A 24,178-nucleotide genomic window follows, 5' to 3' on the forward strand; every position below is an offset into this window, starting at 1 on the left:
GACAGGACAATGGCCAGTGTAAGCAATACTTCCAAATTGTTGGAAAACGTCCAGCAAATCTGCGATCAAAAATTCTCAAAAAAACAAGCTGAGCTTGTAAAGCAATTCTCCCAACTTATTTACTCTAGTGTTTCAGAATATGAATTCAGTGAGCGTACTGCTGAAGAGTATTTTGACTCTATCAGTAGTTTATGGGGCTTTATACAAGATTTCGATGGCTCGTCTAAGGTTAGGGTATTTAACCCTGATCTTAAGAAAGATGGTTGGGAGTCACGCAACACCATCATTCAAATCAACCATAAAGATATTCCGTTTTTAGTAGACTCTATTCGTATGGAGTTAAACCGTCATGGTGTTGATGTGTTACTTCACATCCACGTGCCGATGTACATTAAGCGTACTAAAACTGGCAAAGTGTCGCAGTTAGACGTGTCGTACGATAAAGGAACTAAAGAAGGCGAAAACATAGAAACGCCTATGTACTTAGAAGTTGATCGAATGATTGACCCTGAGTTCATGAAATTGCTAGAAGAAGATTTAGTTCGAATTTTGCGTGACGTTCGCTCTGCTGTAGCTGACTGGAAGCCGATGCGTGAAAAAATGAACAGCATTGTTTCCGAGTTAGAATCGTCGCCACCGCCAATGCGTCAAGATCGTATTCAAGAAGCTGTAGATTTCTTACGGTGGGTTAAAGAAAACCACTTTGTTTTCATGGGCGCGAGAACCTATGACTTAAAAGATGAAGGCGATGACCTTTACTTGAGGTCTGTGAAAGGCTCTGGTCTAGGAATACTTGCTGATGAGCGCAAGTATTCAGAATACCAACTATCCCGTTCTCCGAAAGGCGCGCAAAAACTAGCCTTGTCGACGGACCATATTCTCGTGCTAACCAAAACAAGTACATTATCGACCGTACACCGTTCGAGCCATGTTGATTATATTGGTGTGAAACGCTTCAGCGAAAAGGGTGAAGTTATTGGCGAACATCGCTTCTTCGGTTTGTTTACCTCTGCTGCCTATAACATGGATCCGCAGTTAATCCCGGTCTTGCGTAAGAAAATCAATAATGTCTTAACAGAGTCTAAGCTGAAGCCTGGCGGTCATGATTACAAAGCGCTGAAAAACATTTTGGAAACTTATCCACGAGATGAGCTTTTCCAAATTCCGACCTTGAAGTTACTTGATGTTGTCATGGGGATTCTGCACATTCAAGAGCGTCGCCAGGTGCGTGCTTTTGTCCGTCGCGACCCTTTTGGCCGTTACTTCTCAGTACTGACGTTCGTTCCTCGAGATACTTACAACACGCGTATTCGTCTGAAAATGACGAATATTCTATCAGAAACCTTTGATAGTAAAGGTGAGATAGAATTTACCACCTATTTCTCAGAGTCAAACTTAGTCCGAACTCATTTCCGCGTGCCTGTGGAAAATACAGAAACTATTGAGTATGACATCGAACAGCTTGAAACTGAGCTGGCAAAGTCTGCTTTAAGCTGGGAAGAGGTCTTATCCGACGAAATAAATAAAGCTTTTGACGGGGAAGAGGCCGCGGTACTGTTGAAAAAATACCGCCAGGCGTTCCCGCCTAGCTTCCAGAATCAGCAGAGCGTCGACTCTGCAATGATTGATATCAAAAACATTGAAAACCTTAGTGATGATTGGCCGTTGGGCATGTTCTTGTATCGCTCAGGAGATGGGGAGTCGTTACGCTTTAAGCTATATCATAAAGATACGCCATTGCCATTGTCGGCAGTGATGCCGATGCTCGAAAATATGGGGCTAACGGTTATTGATGAAACGCCCTACGAGGTATCATCAGAATTTTTGGGTGATTATCGAATTCTTGATTTTGATGTGCAATACACAGAATCAGACATTGATGTCGAAACGATTCGTGACAAATTCCACAAAGCTTTTGGTAAGGCTTGGTATAAACAAGCTGAGAATGATGGGTTTAATCGTCTCATTATGGCGGCAGGCTTGGATTGGCGACAAGTTGCCATACTTCGCGCTTACGCTAAGTATATGTGGCAGATAAACTTTACCTTTAGTCAGGTTTACATCGAACAGACCTTATCTCAGTACCCTGAAATTGCAACTGGCTTGGTTGAGTTGTTTGAGCTTAAGTTTAATCCGCACGAGGAGTTTAGCCAGAGAAAGTATGCACTGAAGAAAAGTCAGCTGTTGAAAGACGTTCAAGACGTTGAGAGTCTCGACCAAGATAAGATCATTAACAAGTACATTGAGTTAATTGAGGCGACTTTACGAACAAACTTCTTCCAAGCTGATGAGAATGGTAAAGATAAGCCGTACATTTCATTTAAGCTGAACCCAAGCATTATTACAGAAATGCCAAAACCTGTACTGATGTACGAAATTTTTGTTTACTCGCCTCGTGTTGAAGGTGTGCACTTACGCGGTGGCAAGGTCGCTCGTGGTGGACTACGCTGGTCAGATCGCCGTGAAGATTTTAGAACCGAAATTTTGGGCTTGGTAAAAGCTCAGCAGGTTAAAAACTCTGTGATTGTTCCTGTCGGTGCCAAAGGTGGTTTTGTTTGTAAACAACTACCAAGCTCAGGTGGCCGAGAAGCGTTCTTTGCAGAAGGTGTCGAGTGCTATAAAACCTTCATTCGAGCGTTGCTGGATATTACCGATAACTATGTTAATGACAAGTTAGTGCACCCTCGCGATGTGGTTGTTCATGATGAGCCTGATGCTTATTTGGTAGTGGCGGCCGATAAAGGAACAGCGACATTCTCTGATATTGCTAACGGTATTTCAGAAGAGTATGGACACTGGTTAGGCGACGCATTCGCTTCAGGCGGCAGTAATGGTTATGACCATAAAGCTATGGGTATTACTGCTAAAGGGGCTTGGGAGTCCGTTAAGCAGCACTTCCGCGAGATGGGAGTCGATTGCCAGAATGAGGATTTCACTGTTGTTGCTTGCGGTGATATGTCTGGTGATGTGTTTGGTAATGGTATGTTGTTATCGAAGCATATTCGTTTACAAGTTGCCTTTAACCATATGCATATCTTTGTGGATCCAAATCCAGATGCCGCAGAAAGCTATAAAGAGCGTGAACGCTTATTTAATCTGCCACGCTCTGGTTGGAATGATTACAACAGTAAACTTATCTCTAAGGGCGGTGGGATATTTGAACGTAGCGCCAAAAAGATTGAGCTAACACCTGAAATTCAAGAAATGTTGGGTGTTAAGGCTAAGTCTTTAGCGCCAAATGAGTTTATCAATGCCGCACTCAAAATGAAGGCTGATCTGTTCTGGAACGGTGGTATCGGAACCTATGTGAAGTCTTCTAAAGAGACCCACCAACAAGTCGGTGATCGAGCTAACGATAATTTGCGTGTCGACGGTAAAGACATGCAGGTTAAAGTGATAGGCGAGGGTGGTAATCTAGGTTGTACACAGTTGGGGCGTATAGAGTACATGCAGCACGGAGGCCGTGCTAACGCTGACTTTATCGATAATGCTGGTGGTGTTAACTGCTCTGATAATGAAGTTAATATCAAGATTTTATTGAATGGTGTTGTGTCTGATGGCGGTCTAACCGTAAAACGTCGTAATAATTTACTGGCGCGTATGACCGATGAAGTATCGGATATTGTGATACAAGACAACTACCGTCAAACCCAGTCTATCAGTATTACCGAATCTCGTGCACCGTCGATGGTAAAAGAGCATATGCGCTTTATCCACGGGCTTGAGAAAACGGTTGGTTTAGATCGAAGTCTTGAATTCTTGCCAAGCGATGAAGAGTTGCTTGAACGTGAAGCGAATGGCCGCGGGCTAACTCGGGCAGAATTAGCGGTACTACTGGCTTATGGAAAAATCGAGCTGAAAGATTCGCTCTGTATTCCAGAAGTCACAGAGAATAGTTACTTCGAAAGTTATTTGCTTGAGTATTTCCCAAAACCACTACGCAAAAACTACGTCGATAATATGAAGAAGCATCCACTCAAGGATGAAATTATCGCCATGTGTTTAGCCAATGAAATGGTTAACTTAATGGGGACGAATTTTGCCTTCCGAGTGATTGATGAAGTTGGTGCCAATATTGGTGAAGTTGCTCAGTGTTACGTCATGGCAAAAGAAACGTTTAACCTAACAGGGCTGTGTGAGAGCATCGAAGCGCTGGATAACAAGGTTCCAGCTGAAGTCCAGACCAAGATGATGTTCCAAGCACGTCGCATTGTACGTCGCGCAACCCGTTGGTTTGTTCGTAACCGGAGTAAAGATCAGACGATTGAAGAAGTCATTAGTTTCTTTAAGAAAGGCGTGTCTGAACTTCAGAAAAATGTCCATAAGACTCTGGAAGCGAAAGAAGCTCAGGGTATTGAAAAAGAAATTAAGTCGCTGGTTGAGCAGGGAGTTCCAGAAAAGCTTGCAAGACAAGTGGGTTACCTCAGCACCATGTTCTCATCAATGGATATTGTTGAGTTATCGACTCAATATAAGCTGCCGATTTTGACGGTGGCCGAAGTTTACTACAAGCTTGGTGCGCAAATCGATCTGCACTGGTTCTTAAATCAAATTATTGCGCAGCCTGTATCTAACCATTGGCAAGCCTTTGCCCGTGCAGCGTTCCGAGAGGAGCTGGATTATCAGCAACGTAACTTGATTGAGGCGGTTCTGCCATTAACGGCTAAATACAAGTCTCCTGAGACCCGTATTAAGCACTTCTTGGCTGATCATGATGATTTATTGTCGCGTTGGAGTGAGATGGTTAGTGACTTTAAGCAAAGCAATACACATGAATTTGCAAAATTCTCGGTAGCACTCAGAGAACTGCAGATTCTCGTGCAGCGAAGTCATCGTCTCATAAAATAGAGTACCTCTTACTCTCTACTAAAAGCCCGAGAAATCGGGCTTTTTTTGTATTTGCAGCACAAAATGCCTCAATTGCCATAATTCGCCATAATTCATTCATTGAAACTTCAGATTCCTTTGTTCTACTAGACTGAACAAAAGATAGAGACAGTAATGTTTTTATAACGAACTAGGAGTCAAACATGTGTGTTTTAGTAGTCCCGGATGAGATGAAGCAATCGAAGCAATATACCGAAGTGTTCGAAGCTTATTGGCAAGAGCAGCAGAAAGATAAAACTGAATTAGTCGCAGCAGAGCGAGTGAAAGATCGTTCCTTCTTAAGTATGGTGAAAAAAAGCACCAAGCTGTAAACTGGTGCTTTACATAAGAGAATTTTTAGGCTTTATTGAAGTCTAGCGGCTGCATCTAAACGGATAGTAGTACCGTTTAGGTAAGCATTTTCAACAATATGTTGTACTAATTTTGCATATTCTTCAGGCGTACCAAAACGTGATGGGTTCGGGATACCTGCAGCAATTTGCTCACACACTTCAGGTGTAATCTTTTCCATCATAGGTGTTTCAAACACACCTGGAGCCACAGCCATAACACGAACCTTAATACGTGCGAATTCACGGGCTAGCGGCAATACCATTCCAACAATCGCCGACTTAGTGGCTGAGTAAGCGGTTTGACCAATTTGACCTTCGTAGGCAGCAATAGATGCGGTATGAACAATGACACCGCGCTCACCGTTAACTTCCTCATTGTCTTGCATGTGTCTAGAGGCTGCGCGAGTCAATAAAAAGCTACCAACAAGGTTAATATCGACCACTTTCTGGAAGTAATCAGCAGGCATAGGACCTTTTTTGCTGTGGATTAAGCCTGCACCTAATACTCCAGCACACCCTACGGCAAGGTTGATCCCCCCCATAAATTCAGCGGCTTTATCAGCTGCATCTTCGACTTGTTGCTCTTTACTGATGTCGGTGGCGATAAATATAGCATTGTCACCGAGTTCTTTAGCGACTGCATCGCCTTGTTCTTGGTTGATGTCTAGTAATGCGACTTTCCCGCCAGCAGCAATAATATGCTTTGCTGTGGTTAAACCAAGGCCAGAAGCTCCGCCACTAATCAAAGCTTTTGATTGTGAGAAATCCATAATCTGTTCTACTCATCGTTATGTGCGTATATAGGTGTGGCATTGTACCAACCCCTGCGTAGCATGCCAATTAGGCGAAGCTGACAGGGGAAGGTTATCAAAGACGTTTATCGTAAAGTCCGGGGAGAGAGTTTGCACTCTGGTTTTGCGACGTCCACTTAAATGTAGACAGGTACTGGGCAAGTCTCTGTCCCTGCCAGCTGTGCTGAGAGTGTGATTGATTAGCCGACTTGGAATAACAGGCTTGTTGTAAGTTAGCGAGCTCTTCAGCAAGTTCAGGTTGGTGCTCACTGTGGCAGTATTGAATGAGCTGAGTAATATTGTTTACCGAAGCTGGGTTTGCCTGGTTCTTTAGCCAAGAAGTGAGATGCTGTGCCGTGGCTTTAGCATTATTGCTTTTAGCCGCACTTATTGCGTCTTTCAGCTTAGAATTATGATTGAATTGCTGGTTAGGCTCATCAGAGCCAACGTTTTTTGCTGGGGTTTTGTTGCGTCGCTTTATCAGTAGCAACAAAGTTAGGAGCCATAAAAGGAACAAGCCATAGGATGTGTATTGCCAATAAGTGGCTGATCGACTCGATGTTCCAGTGTCGTTACTAGAAACGGTCGGTGTAGCAGTATCTTTTTGTTGCATCGCTTTTTGTTGCGCTTCAGGAATAACAGTTTGAGCTTTATTATCGGCAATTTGCTGACTACTTTGTTCGACTTTGATGGTTTGTGCCGGTAATACGGCGTACTCTTGTTGATCCGTCTTAACGTTCCACCAAGGTACTCTTACCTCAGGAATCGTGAGCTCACCTGCCTGATTGGGGATAATAGCAATTTTTTCGAAGTGGTAGCTGTTGACACCGAAGCGATTGATTCGCTGATGGTATTGTGGAGTATCACGGTAAATAGTGATGCCTTCTTGATCGGGGAAACTGACCGTTGGTAATTGTGTTTTAAGTAACCCAGTTCCTTTTATGATGAAGTCTAGATTCGCAGGATCACCGACTCTAAACGTTTGATTCTTGGGCTGCCACTCAGCCTCTAGTTCTAAATTTGACGCTGGTAACCAAGGTTCGTCGGCATTTTGAGGTTTAGGTTTTACCTTGATAGTGTATTTCTGAGTACTTAGGCTTATGGGCTTAAGCTGTGAGCGTTGCCATGGCGAGCGCCCGGAAGAGTCTTCCAACACAGTAGCACTATAAGTGATGGGTTCGATAACCATTTCGCCACTTTGTTGTGGAAAAATAGCATAACGTTGCTCAACTACGCGAAAGTTATTGCCGTTTTGAACAACATCAAAGGTTTTGTTGTCACCTAGCTGTTCGACCAAAGCATTGCTGACTCGTATTGGAGTAATTTTCTGGTTACGAGCTACCACAGAGCGGTAGATCCGCAGTGTAAACATCAACTGTTGCTGCACATAAACTTCTTCGTCACTGAGTTTTGCACGTAGTTTAATTTTTGCGTTAGCAGCATCTCCAATATCATCTTGTTGCGGCATAATGCGAATAGTAAAAGGTTCTGAGTGTTCGTTACCAATACTTAATGCAGGGATGGTGTAAATACCGGGCTCTTTTGCCAGTAACTCAAAGTCCCAGCCCATTTGAGCGTTATACTGACCATTAATAATGACACTGCTATTAAATTCTTGGCGACTGCGGATAGTTATCGCTTCAGGAATGAAGTTTTTGGAAGCGCCAGCGCTCAAAGTGCTGGACTCCTCAACCTGGACTCTTAAATGAAAGGTTTCATTAGCATGGATGTCAGTGCGATCTAGAGCCAATGTTATTTTTGCGGATGCCGTTGATGCTGCTAATGTCAGTAGCAGCATTGAGATAAGTTGAATGATAGACTGTTTATACTTCATCGAATTTTACCAATTTTCTTCAACATGTTGCTTGTGCCCGCGACGTTGGTACTCACGATACATTTTTCGTCTGAGTAACCCACCAGGATCATCAGAAAGTCGTTTGAGCCACTGTTCCATTTCCTGATCTTTTTCTTCTTCTTTGAACTGCTCTTCGAGCTGTTCTGGAGTAGGCTCAGCTTGTTGCTTCTGCTCTTCTTGTTGTTGCTCTTGCGAGTCACTTTGTTGCTCTGATGACTCTTGTTGGGAGTCCTGCTGATTGTCTTGTTGTGATTCTTGTTCCTGATCTTGCTGTTGATCTGACTCGCCTTCTTGATTCTGATCTTGTTGTTTCTTTTGATCCTGTTCTTGCTTCATTTGTTCAACAATATTCTTATTGTATTGGGCATCTTCATGAGAAGGGCGCATGTCGAGCGCTTTGTCATAAGCCTCGATTGCAGATTCATACTGCCCATCTAAAGCCAAGGCGTTGCCTTGATTATAGTAGTCGTCTGCACTCAGTGCATCGCCTGGAATTTTATCGAGTAAGTTTTGAGCGGCTTTGTAGCTACCCATACGGTATGCTGCGGTTGCTTTCCAGCGAGGGTCTTGAAATTGATTATAAGCTTCCGTTGAATTGCCCTGATCAAGAAGTTGTTTCCCGAGTTGATCGTTATTCAAGAATAATTTCTGAACAGTGCCAATCTCGCTACCAGGCTCAGCTTCGCTGGCTTGGACGCTTGGTGTCGCTAAACCTGCAAACATGATAATACATAAGCATCCCAGTAAACTTCGGTGTTTAAAGCTGAGTAAAACGATAGGCAATAAAAGAATGATTAGCCAGTAGCCCAGATCAAACCAGTCGTCAGCAAACGTATTGTCTTTGGCAGAGTCCGCAGTATGAATACTGGATGCTTGCGCCATTAACTGCACATCGTCATTATTGACTGTTACTGGGGTCAACACAGCACCGACCTTTTCAGCAAAGCGGGTCATTAGGGCATAGTCGAGCTGTGGAATAACAATATTACCATTACGATCTTTAAGGAATCCTTCCTCATCAGAAAGTTTGATAGGTGCTCCGTCTTCTGTACCCAATGCCATAATATTGAGCTGGTAAGGGGTATCATCCATAAGATCAGCTACCTCGTCCAAGCTGTCTTTGTCAGCACCGTCGGTGAACCAAAGAATTTTTCCTTGAGCCAGTCCAGTATTATCTAACAAATCGATGGCGTGCTCGAAACCTGTTTCAGGGCGGCTACCGAGTAGAGGCATGATTTTCGTTGAAACAGCGCCTAAAAGATTTTCAATCGTATCTTTATCAGTGGTCAATGGACTAAGAATAAACCCATCTCCAGCGTAAACGACTAAACCGGTCAACCCTTCATGATGAAGCTTTAAATAATCCTTGATTTTAAATTTAGCTCGCTCCAAACGACTGGGCTTAATATCGTCGGCATCCATTGATAGCGATAGATCCAGCAGAATCACCTGAGTCGCTTTGCTGGAAAAAACAGGCTGTGGTGTTTTCTTCCAAGTGGGACCCGCTAGCGCAATGCTAGCGATAATCCAAAAGACCAAGAGCATCATTGGCATGTGCTTCAATCCCTTGGCGTTGTCGGAGCGAGGCATTATCCAGCTCAATAAGTGGGGATCGATGATCGCTGCCCAACCTTCTTGAGCATGGTTTTGCTTGCGATAAAACCAATACAGTATGGCTGCTGGAATAATTAGCAGCAGGGCCCAGGGGCGGATAAAGTGGAATAAACTCAAATCAGGCATTATGAATCTCCTGTTGAGTCTCGTTGCGAAGGGGCTCGTTGCGCTTCTTCGGGCTTACCAGAGTACGTATAAGCACCTTGAGTAAGCTGAGAGCTATTGCTAACAGCAGTGGGATGAAGAAAAGCGCTTTGCTTGGGCGATAACTTTGATCGAGATCCTCCACCGGCTCCAGCTCATCAAGCTTGGCATAAATTTGCTGCAACTCTTGAGTGTTCTTTGCTCTGAAATACAGCCCACCTGTTTTCTCGGCCACCGCTTTTAACGTCGCTTCGTCTAACTCTTTAGATGGGTTAATGGTGCGATTGCCAAAAAAGCTATTCCTAACCACCATTTTTTCCGCACCGACACCAATGGTGTAAATGGTCACACCTGCATGTTCTGCTAACTCTGCTGCTTGAATCGGGTTTAACACCCCCGTATTGTTTTGGCCGTCTGTTAGTAGAATCAGTACACGGTTTTCAGCATCACGGTCTTTTAGGCGCTTTACGGCTAGACCAATGCTATCGCCGATAGCCGTTCTTGATGAACCGGCTAAACCAATTTCCGTCTCATCCAGCATGAGTTGTACGGTTTTTAAATCAAACGTTAAAGGCGTTTGTAAGTAAGCTTGCTCACCAAACAGAATAAGACCAAGGCGATCACCATCACGGCGTTCAATGAACTCTTTCATTAACGCTTTTACCGCCACTAAGCGATTGATCTGTTGGTTGTCGATCATCATATCCTCCATTTCCATGGAGCCAGAAATATCAATACTCACCATGAGATCGCGACCACTGCTGGGCAGGGCAACGGAGTCGCCAACCCATGTCGGTCTTGCTACCGCAATGACCAGTAATAGCCAAAGTAAAAAGTTATACCAAGGAAAATGGCTCTTTACCTTCTTTCCTTGCTGGCGCTGCATTTTCCAATAAAGAAATAACGGTGCTCTTAGGGCTTGTTGCCGCTGTTTGCGTTCTTCAAGCCACCAGACGAGCAGAGGGAGCGGTAATAATAACAGCAACCATGGCCACTGGAACTCAAACATGATGAGGTTCCTCTTGGCGTTGCTGAGTATAACTTTTTACCTCTTCAGGTAGCTGCTCTGCCCAGTTGATAATGTCACGCATGACACTATCTTTATCCACGTCGTCGCTGGCTGTTGCAGGCTTATAAGGTAAGTCCACAAAAACAGCTAAGGTTTCATCACTCAACTGCTGACCATTGGTGGCTTGTAAAAACTGCATCCACTGTTGTTGGTTCATCGAGCCTACCAGCGCTTCATCGACATAACATAAGCTGAGACGTCGCATGATATTTTGGCTTTTAGCCAGCCAGCGCGGGTCGTCGCTTTTTCTGAGTTGATGCAACTCTATGGATGCGAATCGAACAAATCGGTAATGGCGTCTTTTGAGCAAAAATCTTATCAGTAACAAAAGACCAATTAAGACAACAAGACCCATAATAATCCACCAACCTGTGGCTAATGGCCACCAATTAACGGCCTCTGGCTGATGAATATCACGCAGCTGTTGTAAGAGTTGGCTTTGGGCGGAATTTGCGGTCAACATCTACTTCACCTCCGCATTCACAAGCGACAGGCTGTTTTGAATATTGGGATCAAGCGATAGATCCGTGATGGAATCTGCGGTACTGCAAAGAGCGAAAGCCGATTGCGACAGCGTAAAATTCTGACGTATTTGTGCGACCCGCTGTTCGAATGCTTGCTGATGCTGTTGCATATCACGTTGATTGCTGGCATCAATCCGAATATGGCGCAGACCATCAGTCAGGGTGTACTGCCCCGGTAATGGTATTGATGCTTCTAACGGATCGGCAATCATGACGCCGTAAATGTCATTGTGCTGGGCTAAGTAGGTTAGGTGCTGCCGACAATCATCGTTCAGGTTCATAAAGTCACTGAAAATATAAATCAAGCTACCGCCTTTAACCAAGTGGCGCAGCCGCATTAACATTTCCTGAAGCGAGTTTTGATTGATGTTGTAGGCTTCTGCTTCGGAATAAACCGATTCCAGTCGCTGGTTGTGCAGCTCCATCAAGCGTTGCAATAGCCTTAAACCGTTCTGACGGCGGTTTGAAGGCTTTAACTCGATATGTTCGTTTGCGGTGCTGAAAAGTCCAGCAACACGATTACCGGTGTTGAAGGCCGCCCAAAAAGCACGTGCCGAATGTAAGCAGGCTAAGGTTGATTTAAAGCGGTTACGCGAGCCAAAAAACATGGTGTCTTGTAAGTCTGTCACTATGTAGACAGGGCGCTCGCGTTCTTCTTGAAAAATTTTGGTATGGACTTTGCCGGTACGAGCCGTTACGCGCCAGTCGATGGTGCGAATATCATCGCCTGGCTGGTACTGTCGAACTTCGGCAAACTCCATGCCACGCCCTTTGAAGGGGGATAAGTGTCCGCCAACGAGGTGGGCACGAGTCTTTTTATGAGGCAAAGGAATCGACTCTTTTGCCCAATACTGACAGGCAATAAGCTGCTCTAAGCTCAGCTCGATACTGTGCTCGCGGGCTTGTTTGGCCGTTACGCTGTGTTCAGTCATGCAACACTAATAATGTTATTTAAGGCGTTGGTACTAAATGAATCAACTTGCTAATCACGTCATTGGTGCTGACGCCTTCTGCTTCAGCCTGATAGCTGAGAATGATTCGGTGGCGTAAGATTTCCCCAAGAATCGCTTGAATATCACCTGGCGTGACGTAATCACGGCCATCCAGCCATGCTTGTGCTCGTGCACAACGATCTAAAGCGATGGTGGCACGTGGGCTGGCGCCGTATTCAATATAATTGGCTAATTCAGGAGCATGCTGAGCTGGCTCTCGAGTCGCAATAATGAGTTGGATCAAGTATTGCTCGACTTCAGGCGCCATGTGTACCGTTAAAACTTCTTTGCGTGCAGCAAATAAATGCTCCTGGCTAATGCTCAAGGCTTTTGGCGGCTCGCCTGATAGGGCTTCCTGGCGATTAACCGCTAGAATCTGAGCTTCGGCATCATGGCTTGGATAACCCACCTCAACGTGCATTAAGAAGCGATCTAGCTGTGCTTCGGGTAGTGGATAGGTTCCTTCCTGCTCAATTGGGTTTTGAGTTGCCATCACCAAGAAGAAGGGCGGTAATTCAAAACTCTCGCGGCCAACCGTGATTTGACGTTCGGCCATGGCTTCTAGGAGCGCAGACTGAACTTTCGCTGGAGCACGGTTAATTTCGTCGGCCAGAATTAAGTTATGGAATAACGGGCCTTTTTGGAAGTGAAAGCTGCCGTCTTGCGGACGATAGATTTCTGTACCGGTTAAATCAGCTGGTAAAAGGTCTGGCGTAAACTGGACGCGGTGAAAACTACCTTCCATCGCCGTCGACAGCTCTTTAATCGCTCGGGTTTTAGCAAGTCCCGGAGCGCCTTCAACCAGTAAGTGACCATCGGCAAGCAGTGCAATGATCATTTTATGCACCAAGCTTTCCTGGCCAATAATTCGTGATTTTAGAAATTCATTAAGCTGAATAAATTGTTCTTTTGTACTCATGATTGCCTTTGCGCACGAAAAAGTGTGTTCAATGTAATGTATTTACTGGCTGTTTTGTATCAAAAAACCATAAAAAGTTGCAACTAATTGTTACGACTGGAGGTATTTGGCGTTAGTTTGAATAGAAATGTAAGATTTCGAATAAATTCAAACATACGTTTGAAATATGGCGTTAGTTAGGTAGAATCAAGAATAGAATATTTTATCAGGAGTCAACATGAGCGAGACTAGCGCTTCCAGTACTACCAAAAAAAGTACCACCAAAAAGACGACGCGTAGCACGAAGCAAGATCGCGTTGCGATTGTTTCAGGGTTAAGAACACCTTTCGCCAAGCAGGCGACTCATTTTAGAGGCATTAATGCTATCGAGCTTGGGAAAATGGTGGTGAATGAACTTATCCAAAAGACCGAGCTGGATCCTAAGGTCATTGAACGTGTGGTATTTGGCCAAGTGGTTATCTTGCCTGAAGCTCCAAACATTGCTCGTGAAATTGTTCTGGGCACGCCTATGGATGTTCACACCGATGCTTACTCGGTATCACGCGCTTGCGCTACCAGTTTTCAGAGTGTCGCTAGTTTAGCCGAGTCAATCATGGCGGGTGACGTGTCTGTTGGTATTGCTGGCGGAGCAGACTCCTCATCAGTAGTGCCGATTGGCGTGAGTAAGAAATTGTCTTTGGCGTTAGTTGATTTGCAAAAAGCAAGAACCTTTGGCCAAAAGCTGTCGATTCTTAAAACGCTTCGCCCTAAAGACTTGATGCCTGTGCCTCCTGCGATTAAAGAATACTCCACAGGGTTAACCATGGGGCAAAACGCTGAGCAAATGGCTCGTGATCGTGGAATTACTCGCCAAGAACAGGATGAATTAGCTCATCGTTCTCATACGTTAGCGGCTCAAGCATGGGAAGAGGGCAAGTTAGACGATGAAGTCATGACGGCTTATGTCGAGCCTTATACGAAAGAGCCGCTGTCACGAGATAATGTGGTTCGCTTTAACTCAACGCTTGAGGGTTATGCCAAGTTACGCCCTGCGTTTGACAGAAAGTACGGTACCTTAACGGCGGCTAATTCAACGCCATTAAGCGATGGTGCTGCTGCCGTGGTATTGATGAAAGAGTCACAAGCAAAAGCACTAGGCTATGAGCCTCTGGGCTATATCCGAAGCTATGCTTTCTCAGCGATAGAAGCTGCTCATGACATGCTGATGGGACCTTCTTACGCAACGCCTAAAGCTCTGAAAAAGGCTAAGTTGAAACTGAGTGATTTAGACTTGATTGATATGCATGAAGCTTTTGCTGCGCAAACGATTTCCAATATCCAAGCCTTTGGTTCGACTCAATTTGCTAAAGAAAAGCTGGGGCAGAGAACCAAGATTGGTGACATCGATATGGACAAGTTTAATGTGCTGGGGGGATCGCTGGCATATGGGCATCCTTTCGCAGCGACGGGTGCGCGAATGATTACTCAAACACTCCACGAGCTGAAGCGACGTGGCGGTGGATTAGGGTTAACCACGGCGTGTGCCGCTGGTGGTCTTGGTGCAGCAATGATTTTGGAGGTTGAATAATGTCGGACAATACATTCTTTACATTTGAGCACCAAGAAGACGGTATCGCAGTTATAACCATTGATGTGCCAGGTGAGTCGCAAAATGTGCTTAAAATGGAGTTTATTGAAGAACTCGAGCCGGTGATTGACCAAGTCAAATCAGACAGTTCTATTAAAGGATTGATCATCCGAAGTGGTAAAGCAGGCAGCTTTATTGCTGGCGCAGATATCACCATGTTCGGTAAAGCAAATACAGCTGAAGATGCTGAGAAGCTATCAACGGACGGTCATCGAATTTTTAATAAGATCGAGAACCTAAAGAAGCCGGTAGTCGCAGCGATCCACGGTACATGTCTTGGTGGTGGTTTGGAGTTGTCATTAGCGTGTAGCGGACGTGTCATTTCAGACAGCCCTAAAACCAAGATCGGATTACCAGAAGTTCAGTTGGGTGTGCTGCCAGGCGGTGGTGGTACTCAGCGTTTACCAAGATTGGTGGGTATTGCTCCTTCGCTAGACATGATGCTTACGGGTAAGCAGCTATTTCCTAAACAAGCCAAAAAACTTGGCTTGGTCGATGAAGTTGTGCCTGAAGCGAATTTAATGAAAGCTGCTAAAAAGCGCGTCAGTGATTTGCGTAAAGGCAAAGAGAAGAAAGCGCCGATTAGCAGTTACTTCACCATGAAGGGGATTCAAAAACTGGTATTAGAGTCGAACCCAATTGGTCGAAACATTATTTTTGACCAAGCACGCAAAACCGTAGAAAAGAAAACTAAAGGCAATTATCCAGCGCCGAAAAAGATTATCGAGTGTGTTGAAAAAGGCATGTCTCAAGGTATGGAAGCTGGTTTGGCGATAGAAGCGCGAAACTTCGGTCAGCTGGTTGTATCGCCAGAAGCTAAGGCTTTGATCAGTGTTTTCTTCGCTACAACTGAGCTTAAGAAAGATAATGGCGTAGATTCAGATGCTGAAGCTGTTGAGCTGAATAAGATTGGCGTGCTGGGTGGCGGCTTGATGGGTTCAGGCATCGCCTATGTTTCAGTGGATAAAGCCAAGAAAAAAGTGCGCGTAAAAGACGTTCGAGAAGAGGGCGTTAACGGTGCTCTTAACTACTCGTGGAAGCTTATATCCAAGAAGATGAAGAAGCGAATCGTGAGTCCTTCTGATGCTCGTCGCACCATGTCCTATTTAACCGGAACCACGGATTACTCAGGTTTTAAAGATACCGACATGGTGATCGAGGCGGTCTTTGAAGATTTGGATTTAAAGCACCAAATGGTTAAAGATGTTGAGGAGCACTGCTCTGACAACACCATTTTCGCTACCAACACATCATCAATTCCAATCACCAAGATTGCGGGAGGTGCCAAAAATCCCGAGAAAGTGGTTGGTTTGCATTATTTTTCACCGGTTGAAAAGATGCCGTTAGTCGAAATTATCGCGACTAAGAAGACCGAGGACTGGGTGATAGCGACTTGTGTGGCGTTAGCAAAGCAACAAGGAAAAACACCTATCGTTGTTAATGATGGCGCAGGTTTTTACGTCAACCGTATTTTAGCGCCTTATATTAATGAAGCGGGTATTTTGTTGAATGAAGGTGTGGCTATTGAAAAGCTGGACAAAGCTATGGTTCAAGCTGGTTTTCCTGTTGGGCCAATTACCTTGTTGGATGAAGTGGGGATTGATGTCGCTACTAAAGTTGCGCCTATTCTTGAGGATGCCTTTGGTGAGCGTATGTCGACGCCGAAAGCTTTTGAAAAGTTGAAGGAAGATGACCGCAAAGGTAAAAAGAACAAGCGCGGTTTCTATAAGTATGATGGTAAATCTAAAGGCAAAGAAGTTGATGAAAGCGTCTATTCTGTACTAGGTATTAGTCCAGATAAGCATGTTGACGGAAAAGAAATTGCTGAGCGAGGACTGTTACTAATGGCCAATGAAGCGGCACGCTGTCTGGACGAAGGCATCATCCGAAGTGCGCGTGATGGTGATATCGGAGCTATATTTGGCATTGGCTTCCCACCATTTAAGGGTGGACCATTCCGCTATATGGATAGCTTAGGGATAGAAACAGTGGTGGAGCGCCTTGAGCATTACCAGCAATTACATGGTGATCGTTACAAGCCCGCCGATATCCTAGTGAAGATGAAGAGTAACTCTGATTCATTCCACTCTTGAGTTAGGCACTTGACACTGACTGTTGAAACTAAAAAGCCTTGAGGCGTAAACCTCAGGGCTTTTTTATACGGTGAAAAAACTGGGGGCAAAAATAAAGGCAGCCTAGGCCACCTTTAAATTTCTATAGGAAGAACGTCTTTTAATCAAAAACTCTTTTAAGTAAAGGTTTGGCTAACAAAGTCAGTACCAAAGCACCCAAAAGCTCTTTATTTTGTTGAGCAGTTTCTAAAATCATGGGCTCTTCGATTAAGAATTTAATGCCCACTACTCCAGCTATAACAGCAAGCACGTATTTCATGACTATTACCTTTTGCAATGGATTCGTTAAACAGTGTCTAAAATTTTAACAACATATAAAAAAGGTTCTGTGGTATAAGTCTCACAGAACCTTGATTTTATGTGAACAAGTTTGCAAAAGTGCGATTTATAGCGTCAGATTCGTTTACACATCATCTAAAACCGCAAGTTTATGCTTACTAACGTCGCAAGCTATTGTATTTATACAATTAAAGGTTAAGTCTAAAGTCGAAACCAGACGTCAATCCAGTAATTTCTTCTGAAGCTTTAATACCAAACGACCAGTTTTTTGACAAGTAATAACGTCCTTCTAAGCCATAAGTGGTTGATGTTGAATCTTCATGCAGGGCTTCGTTAACATATGGCGAGAAGTCGTAGTCTTTGTAGCCTGCGAAAAGTTTGTATTCCCAGTTAGTAGATAGGCGACCTCGCAAGCCAAGGTTAACTAAAAAACCATCTTCATCATTACCATACGTCGTTTGTGGAATGACGCCGTCACCATCAAACTTCACATAACCAGCTTCCATGAAGAAGTCATCGGTACGAGAGCTTGGAACATGAAAGCCAAACGCCATTTCATATTCTTTTGCTGTAACTTCAGCTTGTGAACCTGCAACCCATACGTCAGCAGATTGAGACTGTAACGTACTGCGCACATACCAGGTATCATCAAACGCCAACGAAAGGTTAAGTTCATAGCCTGTTTTATCACTAGTACGCTCGCCTTCACTATGGATATAGCCGAAGTCAATATAGTCGTAGCGCAGTTTATCGTTCGCCTCAGCAGCTGTGTGCATTAAAAGGGCTAGGGTGGCAAGGGTAATGTATTTTTTCATTGTGGATTATCGTCAGTCAGTGTCTAAAATTTGTGCTTAGTGTACTACAAAGGTTCTGCGTGAGAAACTTCTCTAAGCATTAAAAAAGGCCGCATAATGCGGCCTTGGTAATGCTAGCTTTTAGAAGCTGTAACGGAAGTTAGCACCATAGTGGTTGTCTAACTCATCGTCGTTACCAATTTCAACGCCAACTGACATGTTACGGTTGAAGTGGTAGCGACCCTCTAGCGTTAAATCTGTAGACTCTAGAACGTCAGAGTATTGAGCATAACCGCCTAACTCGAAATTACTGCTGGCCATTCCGCGGAAACCGGCTAAAGCGTTAAAGCCTGAGTCATCAAAACCACCAACTTCATAATCTTCAAAACCAGCTTCGGCAACGAAGTCTACTGAGTTGTTAATCGGTGTATGGAAACCAACGTTTAGGCGGATACGGTCAACATCAGCATCACCGACATTGGTGTCGCCCTTGAATAACTCAGCTTTACCATACCAGTTTTGGTTGAAAGACATAGCGCCTTCAAATTCAACACCATCAAACTGGTCATCATAATCTTGGATGCCGCCTTGTACATAGTCGTAACTAACGCCATTGGCCATGACTAGACTTGAAGAAAGTGCGATACTTGATGCTACAAATAGTTTTTTAAGTGTCATTTTTTTGATAGACATTGTCGTCTCCTCATAAATTCTTGTTAAATAATGCAAGTGTATTATGGATTTAGTAAACTGAATTTTGACTGAACTAAGTCTTAAACGCGCCATATTAATGAGAAGCTATTCACAAAAATATTTATTAAGTTAAGGAATTGTATGAATTCGCCGATTTTACCCGTACTAGAACAGCTCAACAAAGTTGTACTAGGTAAGTCCTTTCAAGTTAAATTAGCGGTCGTTTGCCTGTTAGCTAGAGGCCATTTACTGATTGAAGATTTGCCAGGTATGGGTAAAACAACGCTAGGACAGGCTATGGCCAAAGTTTTTGGGTTAGACTTTCAGAGAATTCAGTTCACCAGTGACATCCTTCCCGCAGATATTGTCGGCGCTAATATTTTTGATCGTGAAAAATCGACCTTTGAATTTCATCCTGGTCCTGTGTTTTCTCAGTTAGTCTTGGCTGATGAGATCAACCGAGCTACACCGAAAGCGCAGAGTGCTTTATTGGAAGCGATGGAAGAACAGCAAGTGACAGTCGAAGGGAATACTTATGAATTACCTAACCCCTTCTTTGTCATTGCCACTCAAAACCCAACTCATCAAATCGGGACGTACCCGTTACCAGAATCTCAGTTGGACCGTTTCTTGTTTAAAATTAATTTGGGCTATCCAGATCCTGATTTGGAGAAGATCTTATTAAAAGGCGAATCTGGTCGAACGAAGATGTCATCTTTGGAGTCTTTACTGGATTTAGACACTCTTAAGGACCTACAACTAAAAGTATCAAAACTCACCGTAACGGAACATTTATTGCAGTATGTGATGGACTTGATTTTGGCGACCCGACAAAGTCCTGACTTTGCCCATGGTTTATCGCCTCGAGCTGGCTTAGCAATTGTTAGCGCAGCCAAAGCTTGGGCTTTTGTGGATGGTCGCGACTATGTACTGCCGGAAGATATTCAACAAGTATTTGTAGCTTCTGCTCGCCATCGACTGCAGTCGGTGAAAACGTCTTCAACCTCAACCATAGAGTTGATTGAAGAGCTTATTAACGATACGCCCGTTCCTGCCTAATGCTTGCTGCCATTAAAAGTAAATTTTTTTCTTGGATCGATAGTCGAGCGCCGAAGCAACCGTCAACATTGCTTCGGCAAAGAAATATTTATATTTTGCCGACTCGTTATGGTTGGCTAATGCTCGGTATCTTGATTTTGATTCTTATCGCTTCGACTAACTATCAGAATAACATGGGGTTTATGGCAGGTTTTGTATTACTTGCTGTGGGCTTGTTGTCAGTATTCTATACTTTTCGAAATTTAAAGGGTGTTGAGGTGAGATGCTTAAAGCCTGTGGCAGTCTTTGCAACAGATATCGCTACGGTGCCGGTTCAGCTCGTCAATAACACGAAAAGTGAACGAGTGGGGTTTGGAGTCGGCTTTTCCAAAAGGAGTGTGTCATATACGGATGTGGGGGAGCAGGCAAAAAGCCAGGTTGAGTTAACCTTAGAAACACGTAAAAGGGGAATGATGGATATTCCAAGGATCGCTTGCGCATCGATATTCCCCTTTGGAATTTTCGAAGCCTGGTCGTGGGTGAGAACGCCTTATCAAGTATTGGTTTATCCAAAACCCATCCCCTGTCCTGAACCCTTAGTAGCGACTAGCTCAGGTATAGAAGAGGGTCAAACTCAAGAAAAAGGGTCTGAGGACTTCCATAATTTGCGTGATTACCAAGCAGGCGACCCGATTAAGCAGGTGATGTGGAAAGCGTATGCTCGTGAGCGCGGTCTTTATAGTAAAGAGTTTGAAGATTATGTGGGTGAGCACCAAACATTAAGCTGGGAAAGTGTCGCACATTATGAAAAAGAACTGGCGATTTCATACCTGACCGATGCCGTCTTGACCGCAGAGGTTAGTCAAAATGTTTATGGTTTAGAGTTACCGCAAGAAACCATAGATAAAGGCCAGGGCCCTGAGCATCTGCATTCATGTCTTAAAGCTTTGGCTTTAATGTAATAGGGGTGAATTGAGATGAATGTTAAAGCACTACCTATTACTCGCCAAGGTGTTATCCCTTTATTGATCATGATTCAAGCTGTGGTCTTATTCCCACTATGGTTTCATATTCCATTCTGGATAAGCGCAGTGACTATTGCTTTGCTATTAGGTAAATACGGGATGTATCGACAGGGCGTCAAAGCTCCTCGGTGGATATTGCTGATTGTCGTTTTGCTGTGCGTGGGCGGAGTTTTCTGGCAATTCAAAACGTTGAATGGCCGTGATGCTGGAATCGGCTTGATCGTCTTGATGTACGCTTTTAAGTTGTTGGAAGCTCGAAGTTATCGCGATGCGTCGCTCATATTGTTCATCTCATTTTTTATCGTCGTGACGGCATTTTTTTACAGTGAAGCTATTTGGATGGGCGTGTACTTACTCCTTTCAGTACTGTGTATCTTATTAGGGTTGGTCGCTCTAAACAGTCCAAAAGGAATGCAGGGCATAGGTAGCTTAGGAAAGATTTCAGGCGTGACCTTATTGCAGGCACTCCCGATCATGATCCTACTGTTCTTTTTCTTTCCAAGAAGTTCTGCACCGCTGTGGTCTATGCCAACAGACACACAGGCCGGTAGCGGTATTGATGACACCATGAGCCCAGGTAGTATTGGTGCATTACATACTTTTGATGACATCGCTTTTCGGGTGGACTTCGAGGATAAGGTTCCTCCACGTTCAGAAATGTATTGGCGTGGTTTGGTATTATCTGAGTTTGATGGTTTTACCTGGTTTAAGGAAAAGCATAGCCCTATCCGTCAAGAGTTAGAACTGCCCATGACGCCCACTTACCAGTATCGAATTCAAATGGAGCCCAATAATCGTAATTGGATCTTTGGCTTAGAAAATCTGGCTGAAGCTCCGAAAGGGGCTTATCTATTTAGTGATTTCACGTGGAATCGTCGCCGCCAGACAACCCAGCGTTTTATTTATTCCGCTCAGGCCTACGATATCGATTTTAGTCAAAGGCCCTTAACTGAGTTTCAACAAAGTCGCTACTTACAGTTACCAGATGATAGTAATGAGGACACTCGCGAGTGGGCTGAAGAACAGCGAAGTAATCATCAAAGCGATGAAGCTTTTATCCGTTGGATTTTATCGTATATCCATCAAGGCGAATTTTATTATACGTTGAGCCCACCGGTGATCGAAATTGACTCCATTGATGGCTTTTGGTTTGACTCTCAGCAAGGCTATTGTGAGCATTATGCGGGTGCTTTTGTCTATATTATGCGCTCAGCGGGCATTCCTGCAAGGGTGGTAACTGGCTACCAAGGGGCTGAGTATAACCCTTATGGGGATTACTATATCATCAGGCAGTCTGATGCCCATGCGTGGACAGAAGTGTGGCTTGATGATGAAGGTTGGCGCCGCATTGACCCAACCGCAGCGATTCACCCGTCTAGAGTTGAAGAAGACTTGAGGAGTGATGCGAGTTCTCGTGACGGCTGGATGGAAGAGTTTGGCTCGGACGTTGGGTTTGAAGCTCCTGAAGGATTGATGCGGAATTTAGCGCTTCGCTGGGATGCAATCCAAAGCTTTTGGAGTGAGACGGTGATGGGGTACAGCCAAGACATGCAGTTTAATTGGTTGCGTAAGTTAGGCATTGAAAGGCATCAGTATCGTTATCTCGGCTATGGTTTATTGGCGACCATTCTTTTGGCTGGTTTGATTTTTGGGTATCTAGTGCTTCGAAGTACCCAACGGTTAGAGCCAGTGACCAAATACTATTTGTTATTGCTTAAAAAGCTGCGCGACCATGGTATTGACTGTGATCGAACGATGGGCCCAAGAGATGTTTTGCAGTTGACGCGTGCGACTTCACAGAAAGTTTACGCGAGAGCTGCGCCAGCGCTCAAAACCTATATCTCCATGCGCTATCAACACGAAACGTTATCGCCGGAAGCCATTAAGCAGTTTAAGCAGCAAGTTTCCAGAGTGTAAAGACCCCATCAACTGACAAGTTAGTGCTGAGTCGTTATAATGTGCGCCATTCAAAGTAAGCTCTAAGACCCTACTGGCGCACATCATGGCAGAAAAGTTAGCGGAAAAAGCCGTTGATATCACTCCTATTCATCAATTTTTATACTGCAGCACTCCACAGGCATGGCTTGAGTATGCGCTGTCAGATTTAGAAACATTACTCATTGATCATGCTCACTGCGAGAAAAAAGCCGCAGCCACCGCTGTAAAGCTTATGTTCCGCTATCCTGAACATATTGACCTGTTGAAAAAGTTATCGCAGCTTATTCGAGAAGAGGTGCTTCATTTTGAGCAGGTTCTAGAGTTTATTGAGCAACAAAATATTAAATATCGTGCGATCAAACCCTCACGCTATGCCGCTGGCTTGCATCAGTTTGTTTCAAAAGATGAGCCTCAGCGGTTAATTGATGCACTGATTATTGGTGGCATTATCGAAGCACGATCATGTGAGCGTTTTCATGCACTTGTTCCCTACTTGAAAGATACGTATCCTGACTTAGCGAAGTATTATCGCTTTTTATTGAAGTCAGAGTCGCGTCACTTTATGGACTATATCGATCTTGCAAAGCAGTATGCGAGCGAACCGATTGATGAACGCTTAGAGTTTTTCTTAGCCAAAGAAAAAGAACTTATTGAGTCGCCAGATCCATTATTCCGTTTCCACTCTGGCGTACCCGTACATGACTAAGGTGAATTATGACTGTTGAAAAATTGTCCCCCAAGAATTTATTACTCTTAAGTTCGTCAAGAGAAGGTCAAACGGCTTATCTTGAGCACGCTTTGCCGATGATCGATAGTTTCTTAGATAGTAACATTAAGCAGGTTTTATTCATTCCTTATGCTGGTTTTGCTATGGGTTATGATGCTTATGAAGAGAAGGTTAACCAGCCGTTTCAAACTATTGGCAAAGAGGTTGTATCGATTCATCGCTTTGATGATCCGGTTAAAGCGGTGCAAGAAGCTGATGCCATCGCTATCGGTGGTGGCAATACATTCCATTTACTAAAAGCTTTGTATGACAATGAGCTCATCGACGCCATTCGTAAGCGCGTTGATGAAGGAATGCCGTATATGGGCTGGAGCGCTGGCTCAAATGTTGCAGGATTAACTATCTGCACCACAAACGACATGCCAATTGTTGAGCCTAGAAGCTTTAACGCCTTAGCGTTAGTGAACTTTCAGATTAACCCTCACTATACCGATTACCAGCCACCGAACCATAATGGTGAAACCCGTGCTGAGCGTTTGTTTGAATATGTCCGTGCCAATCCGCATCGCTATGTGGTGGGTACTCGAGAAGGAACTGCGCTTCAACTTAAAGACAATCGTCTTACATTAATCGGCAATAAACCGGGCTTAGTGTTCCGTGATGGAGAGAAAATTCGACCAATCAAATGCAATACTGACATAAGCTGGTTGCTTTAGTTGCAATTATGACTTAAGTGGTTGGATTTGTTGAAAAAACTCTTCCTTCAATCGCCCGAATGGGCTAGTGTGAAATCACCAT

The 24,178-nt window shown here is 44.2% G+C and carries 19 protein-coding genes; 9 read left to right on the forward strand and 10 right to left on the reverse strand.

What is annotated here, in order from left to right:
• Positions 1-9 precede the first annotated feature (9 nt).
• A complete protein-coding gene (locus tag TQ33_RS02735) occupies positions 10-4,848 on the forward strand; it encodes an NAD-glutamate dehydrogenase (RefSeq protein ID WP_046560712.1) in 4,839 nt (1,612 codons plus the stop codon).
• Between the two features lie 182 nt (positions 4,849-5,030).
• Positions 5,031-5,198, forward strand: coding sequence for a hypothetical protein (locus TQ33_RS11980; RefSeq protein WP_169745458.1), 168 nt, complete (start codon positions 5,031-5,033; stop codon positions 5,196-5,198).
• Positions 5,199-5,230: 32 nt separating this feature from the next.
• Here TQ33_RS11980 and TQ33_RS02740 read toward each other — a convergent pair whose 3' ends face one another.
• From TQ33_RS02740 to TQ33_RS02770, 7 genes are all read right to left on the reverse strand, one after another.
• Entirely contained in the window at positions 5,231-5,989 is a 759-nt protein-coding gene (locus TQ33_RS02740) for an SDR family NAD(P)-dependent oxidoreductase (protein ID WP_046560713.1), read from the reverse strand.
• A gap of 97 nt (positions 5,990-6,086) precedes the next feature.
• Positions 6,087-7,844, reverse strand: a complete 1,758-nt coding sequence (locus TQ33_RS02745; RefSeq protein ID WP_052735172.1) for a BatD family protein — start codon at positions 7,842-7,844, stop codon at positions 6,087-6,089.
• Between the two features lie 6 nt (positions 7,845-7,850).
• On the reverse strand, positions 7,851-9,605 hold the full coding sequence (locus TQ33_RS02750) for a VWA domain-containing protein (protein WP_046560714.1): 1,755 nt from the start codon (positions 9,603-9,605) through the stop codon (positions 7,851-7,853).
• Positions 9,598-10,632: a vWA domain-containing protein gene (locus TQ33_RS02755; RefSeq protein WP_046560715.1), complete on the reverse strand. Its 1,035-nt coding sequence runs from the start codon at positions 10,630-10,632 to the stop codon at positions 9,598-9,600. The genes TQ33_RS02750 and TQ33_RS02755 overlap by 8 nt, the downstream gene beginning before the upstream one ends.
• Positions 10,625-11,155, reverse strand: coding sequence for a DUF4381 domain-containing protein (locus tag TQ33_RS11595; protein ID WP_052735173.1), 531 nt, complete (start codon positions 11,153-11,155; stop codon positions 10,625-10,627). The genes TQ33_RS02755 and TQ33_RS11595 overlap by 8 nt, the downstream gene beginning before the upstream one ends.
• The gene (locus TQ33_RS02765) at positions 11,156-12,148 is read right to left on the reverse strand and encodes a DUF58 domain-containing protein (RefSeq protein WP_046560716.1); all 993 of its coding nucleotides are present in this window, start codon (positions 12,146-12,148) and stop codon (positions 11,156-11,158) included.
• 19 nt (positions 12,149-12,167) lie between these two features.
• A complete protein-coding gene (locus tag TQ33_RS02770) occupies positions 12,168-13,127 on the reverse strand; it encodes an AAA family ATPase (RefSeq protein ID WP_046560717.1) in 960 nt (319 codons plus the stop codon).
• 217 nt (positions 13,128-13,344) lie between these two features.
• On the opposite strand from TQ33_RS02770, the gene fadI reads away from it, so the two are divergent.
• A complete protein-coding gene (fadI, locus tag TQ33_RS02775) occupies positions 13,345-14,694 on the forward strand; it encodes an acetyl-CoA C-acyltransferase FadI (protein WP_046560718.1) in 1,350 nt (449 codons plus the stop codon).
• Complete coding sequence (gene fadJ / locus TQ33_RS02780) at positions 14,694-16,847, forward strand: fatty acid oxidation complex subunit alpha FadJ (protein WP_046560719.1); 2,154 nt, start codon at positions 14,694-14,696, stop codon at positions 16,845-16,847. The genes fadI and fadJ overlap by 1 nt, the downstream gene beginning before the upstream one ends.
• A gap of 139 nt (positions 16,848-16,986) precedes the next feature.
• Here fadJ and TQ33_RS11985 read toward each other — a convergent pair whose 3' ends face one another.
• The 3 genes from TQ33_RS11985 to TQ33_RS02790 form a co-directional block, all read right to left on the reverse strand.
• On the reverse strand, positions 16,987-17,145 hold the full coding sequence (locus tag TQ33_RS11985; RefSeq protein ID WP_169745459.1) for a hypothetical protein: 159 nt from the start codon (positions 17,143-17,145) through the stop codon (positions 16,987-16,989).
• Between the two features lie 208 nt (positions 17,146-17,353).
• A complete protein-coding gene (locus TQ33_RS02785; RefSeq protein ID WP_046560720.1) occupies positions 17,354-17,980 on the reverse strand; it encodes a hypothetical protein in 627 nt (208 codons plus the stop codon).
• Positions 17,981-18,100: 120 nt separating this feature from the next.
• A complete protein-coding gene (locus TQ33_RS02790) occupies positions 18,101-18,652 on the reverse strand; it encodes a hypothetical protein (protein WP_228640352.1) in 552 nt (183 codons plus the stop codon).
• A 141-nt stretch (positions 18,653-18,793) separates the two neighbouring features.
• Between TQ33_RS02790 and TQ33_RS02795 the strand changes: the two genes are divergently transcribed.
• From TQ33_RS02795 to pepE, 5 genes are all read left to right on the forward strand, one after another.
• A complete protein-coding gene (locus TQ33_RS02795) occupies positions 18,794-19,711 on the forward strand; it encodes an AAA family ATPase (RefSeq protein WP_046560721.1) in 918 nt (305 codons plus the stop codon).
• A gap of 119 nt (positions 19,712-19,830) precedes the next feature.
• The gene (locus TQ33_RS11600) at positions 19,831-20,652 is read left to right on the forward strand and encodes a DUF58 domain-containing protein (protein WP_218915780.1); all 822 of its coding nucleotides are present in this window, start codon (positions 19,831-19,833) and stop codon (positions 20,650-20,652) included.
• A gap of 15 nt (positions 20,653-20,667) precedes the next feature.
• Entirely contained in the window at positions 20,668-22,632 is a 1,965-nt protein-coding gene (locus TQ33_RS02805) for a transglutaminase family protein (RefSeq protein ID WP_046560722.1), read from the forward strand.
• 85 nt (positions 22,633-22,717) lie between these two features.
• A complete protein-coding gene (miaE, locus tag TQ33_RS02810; RefSeq protein ID WP_046560723.1) occupies positions 22,718-23,359 on the forward strand; it encodes a tRNA-(ms[2]io[6]A)-hydroxylase in 642 nt (213 codons plus the stop codon).
• Positions 23,360-23,367: 8 nt separating this feature from the next.
• Positions 23,368-24,096 carry a dipeptidase PepE gene (pepE, locus tag TQ33_RS02815; protein WP_046560724.1) on the forward strand — a complete coding sequence of 243 codons (729 nt, stop codon included), beginning with the start codon at positions 23,368-23,370 and terminating at the stop codon, positions 24,094-24,096.
• The last annotated feature ends 82 nt before the right edge of the window (positions 24,097-24,178 follow it).

Source organism: Kangiella geojedonensis (assembly GCF_000981765.1).
In the GTDB taxonomy this organism is placed as follows: domain Bacteria; phylum Pseudomonadota; class Gammaproteobacteria; order Enterobacterales; family Kangiellaceae; genus Kangiella; species Kangiella geojedonensis.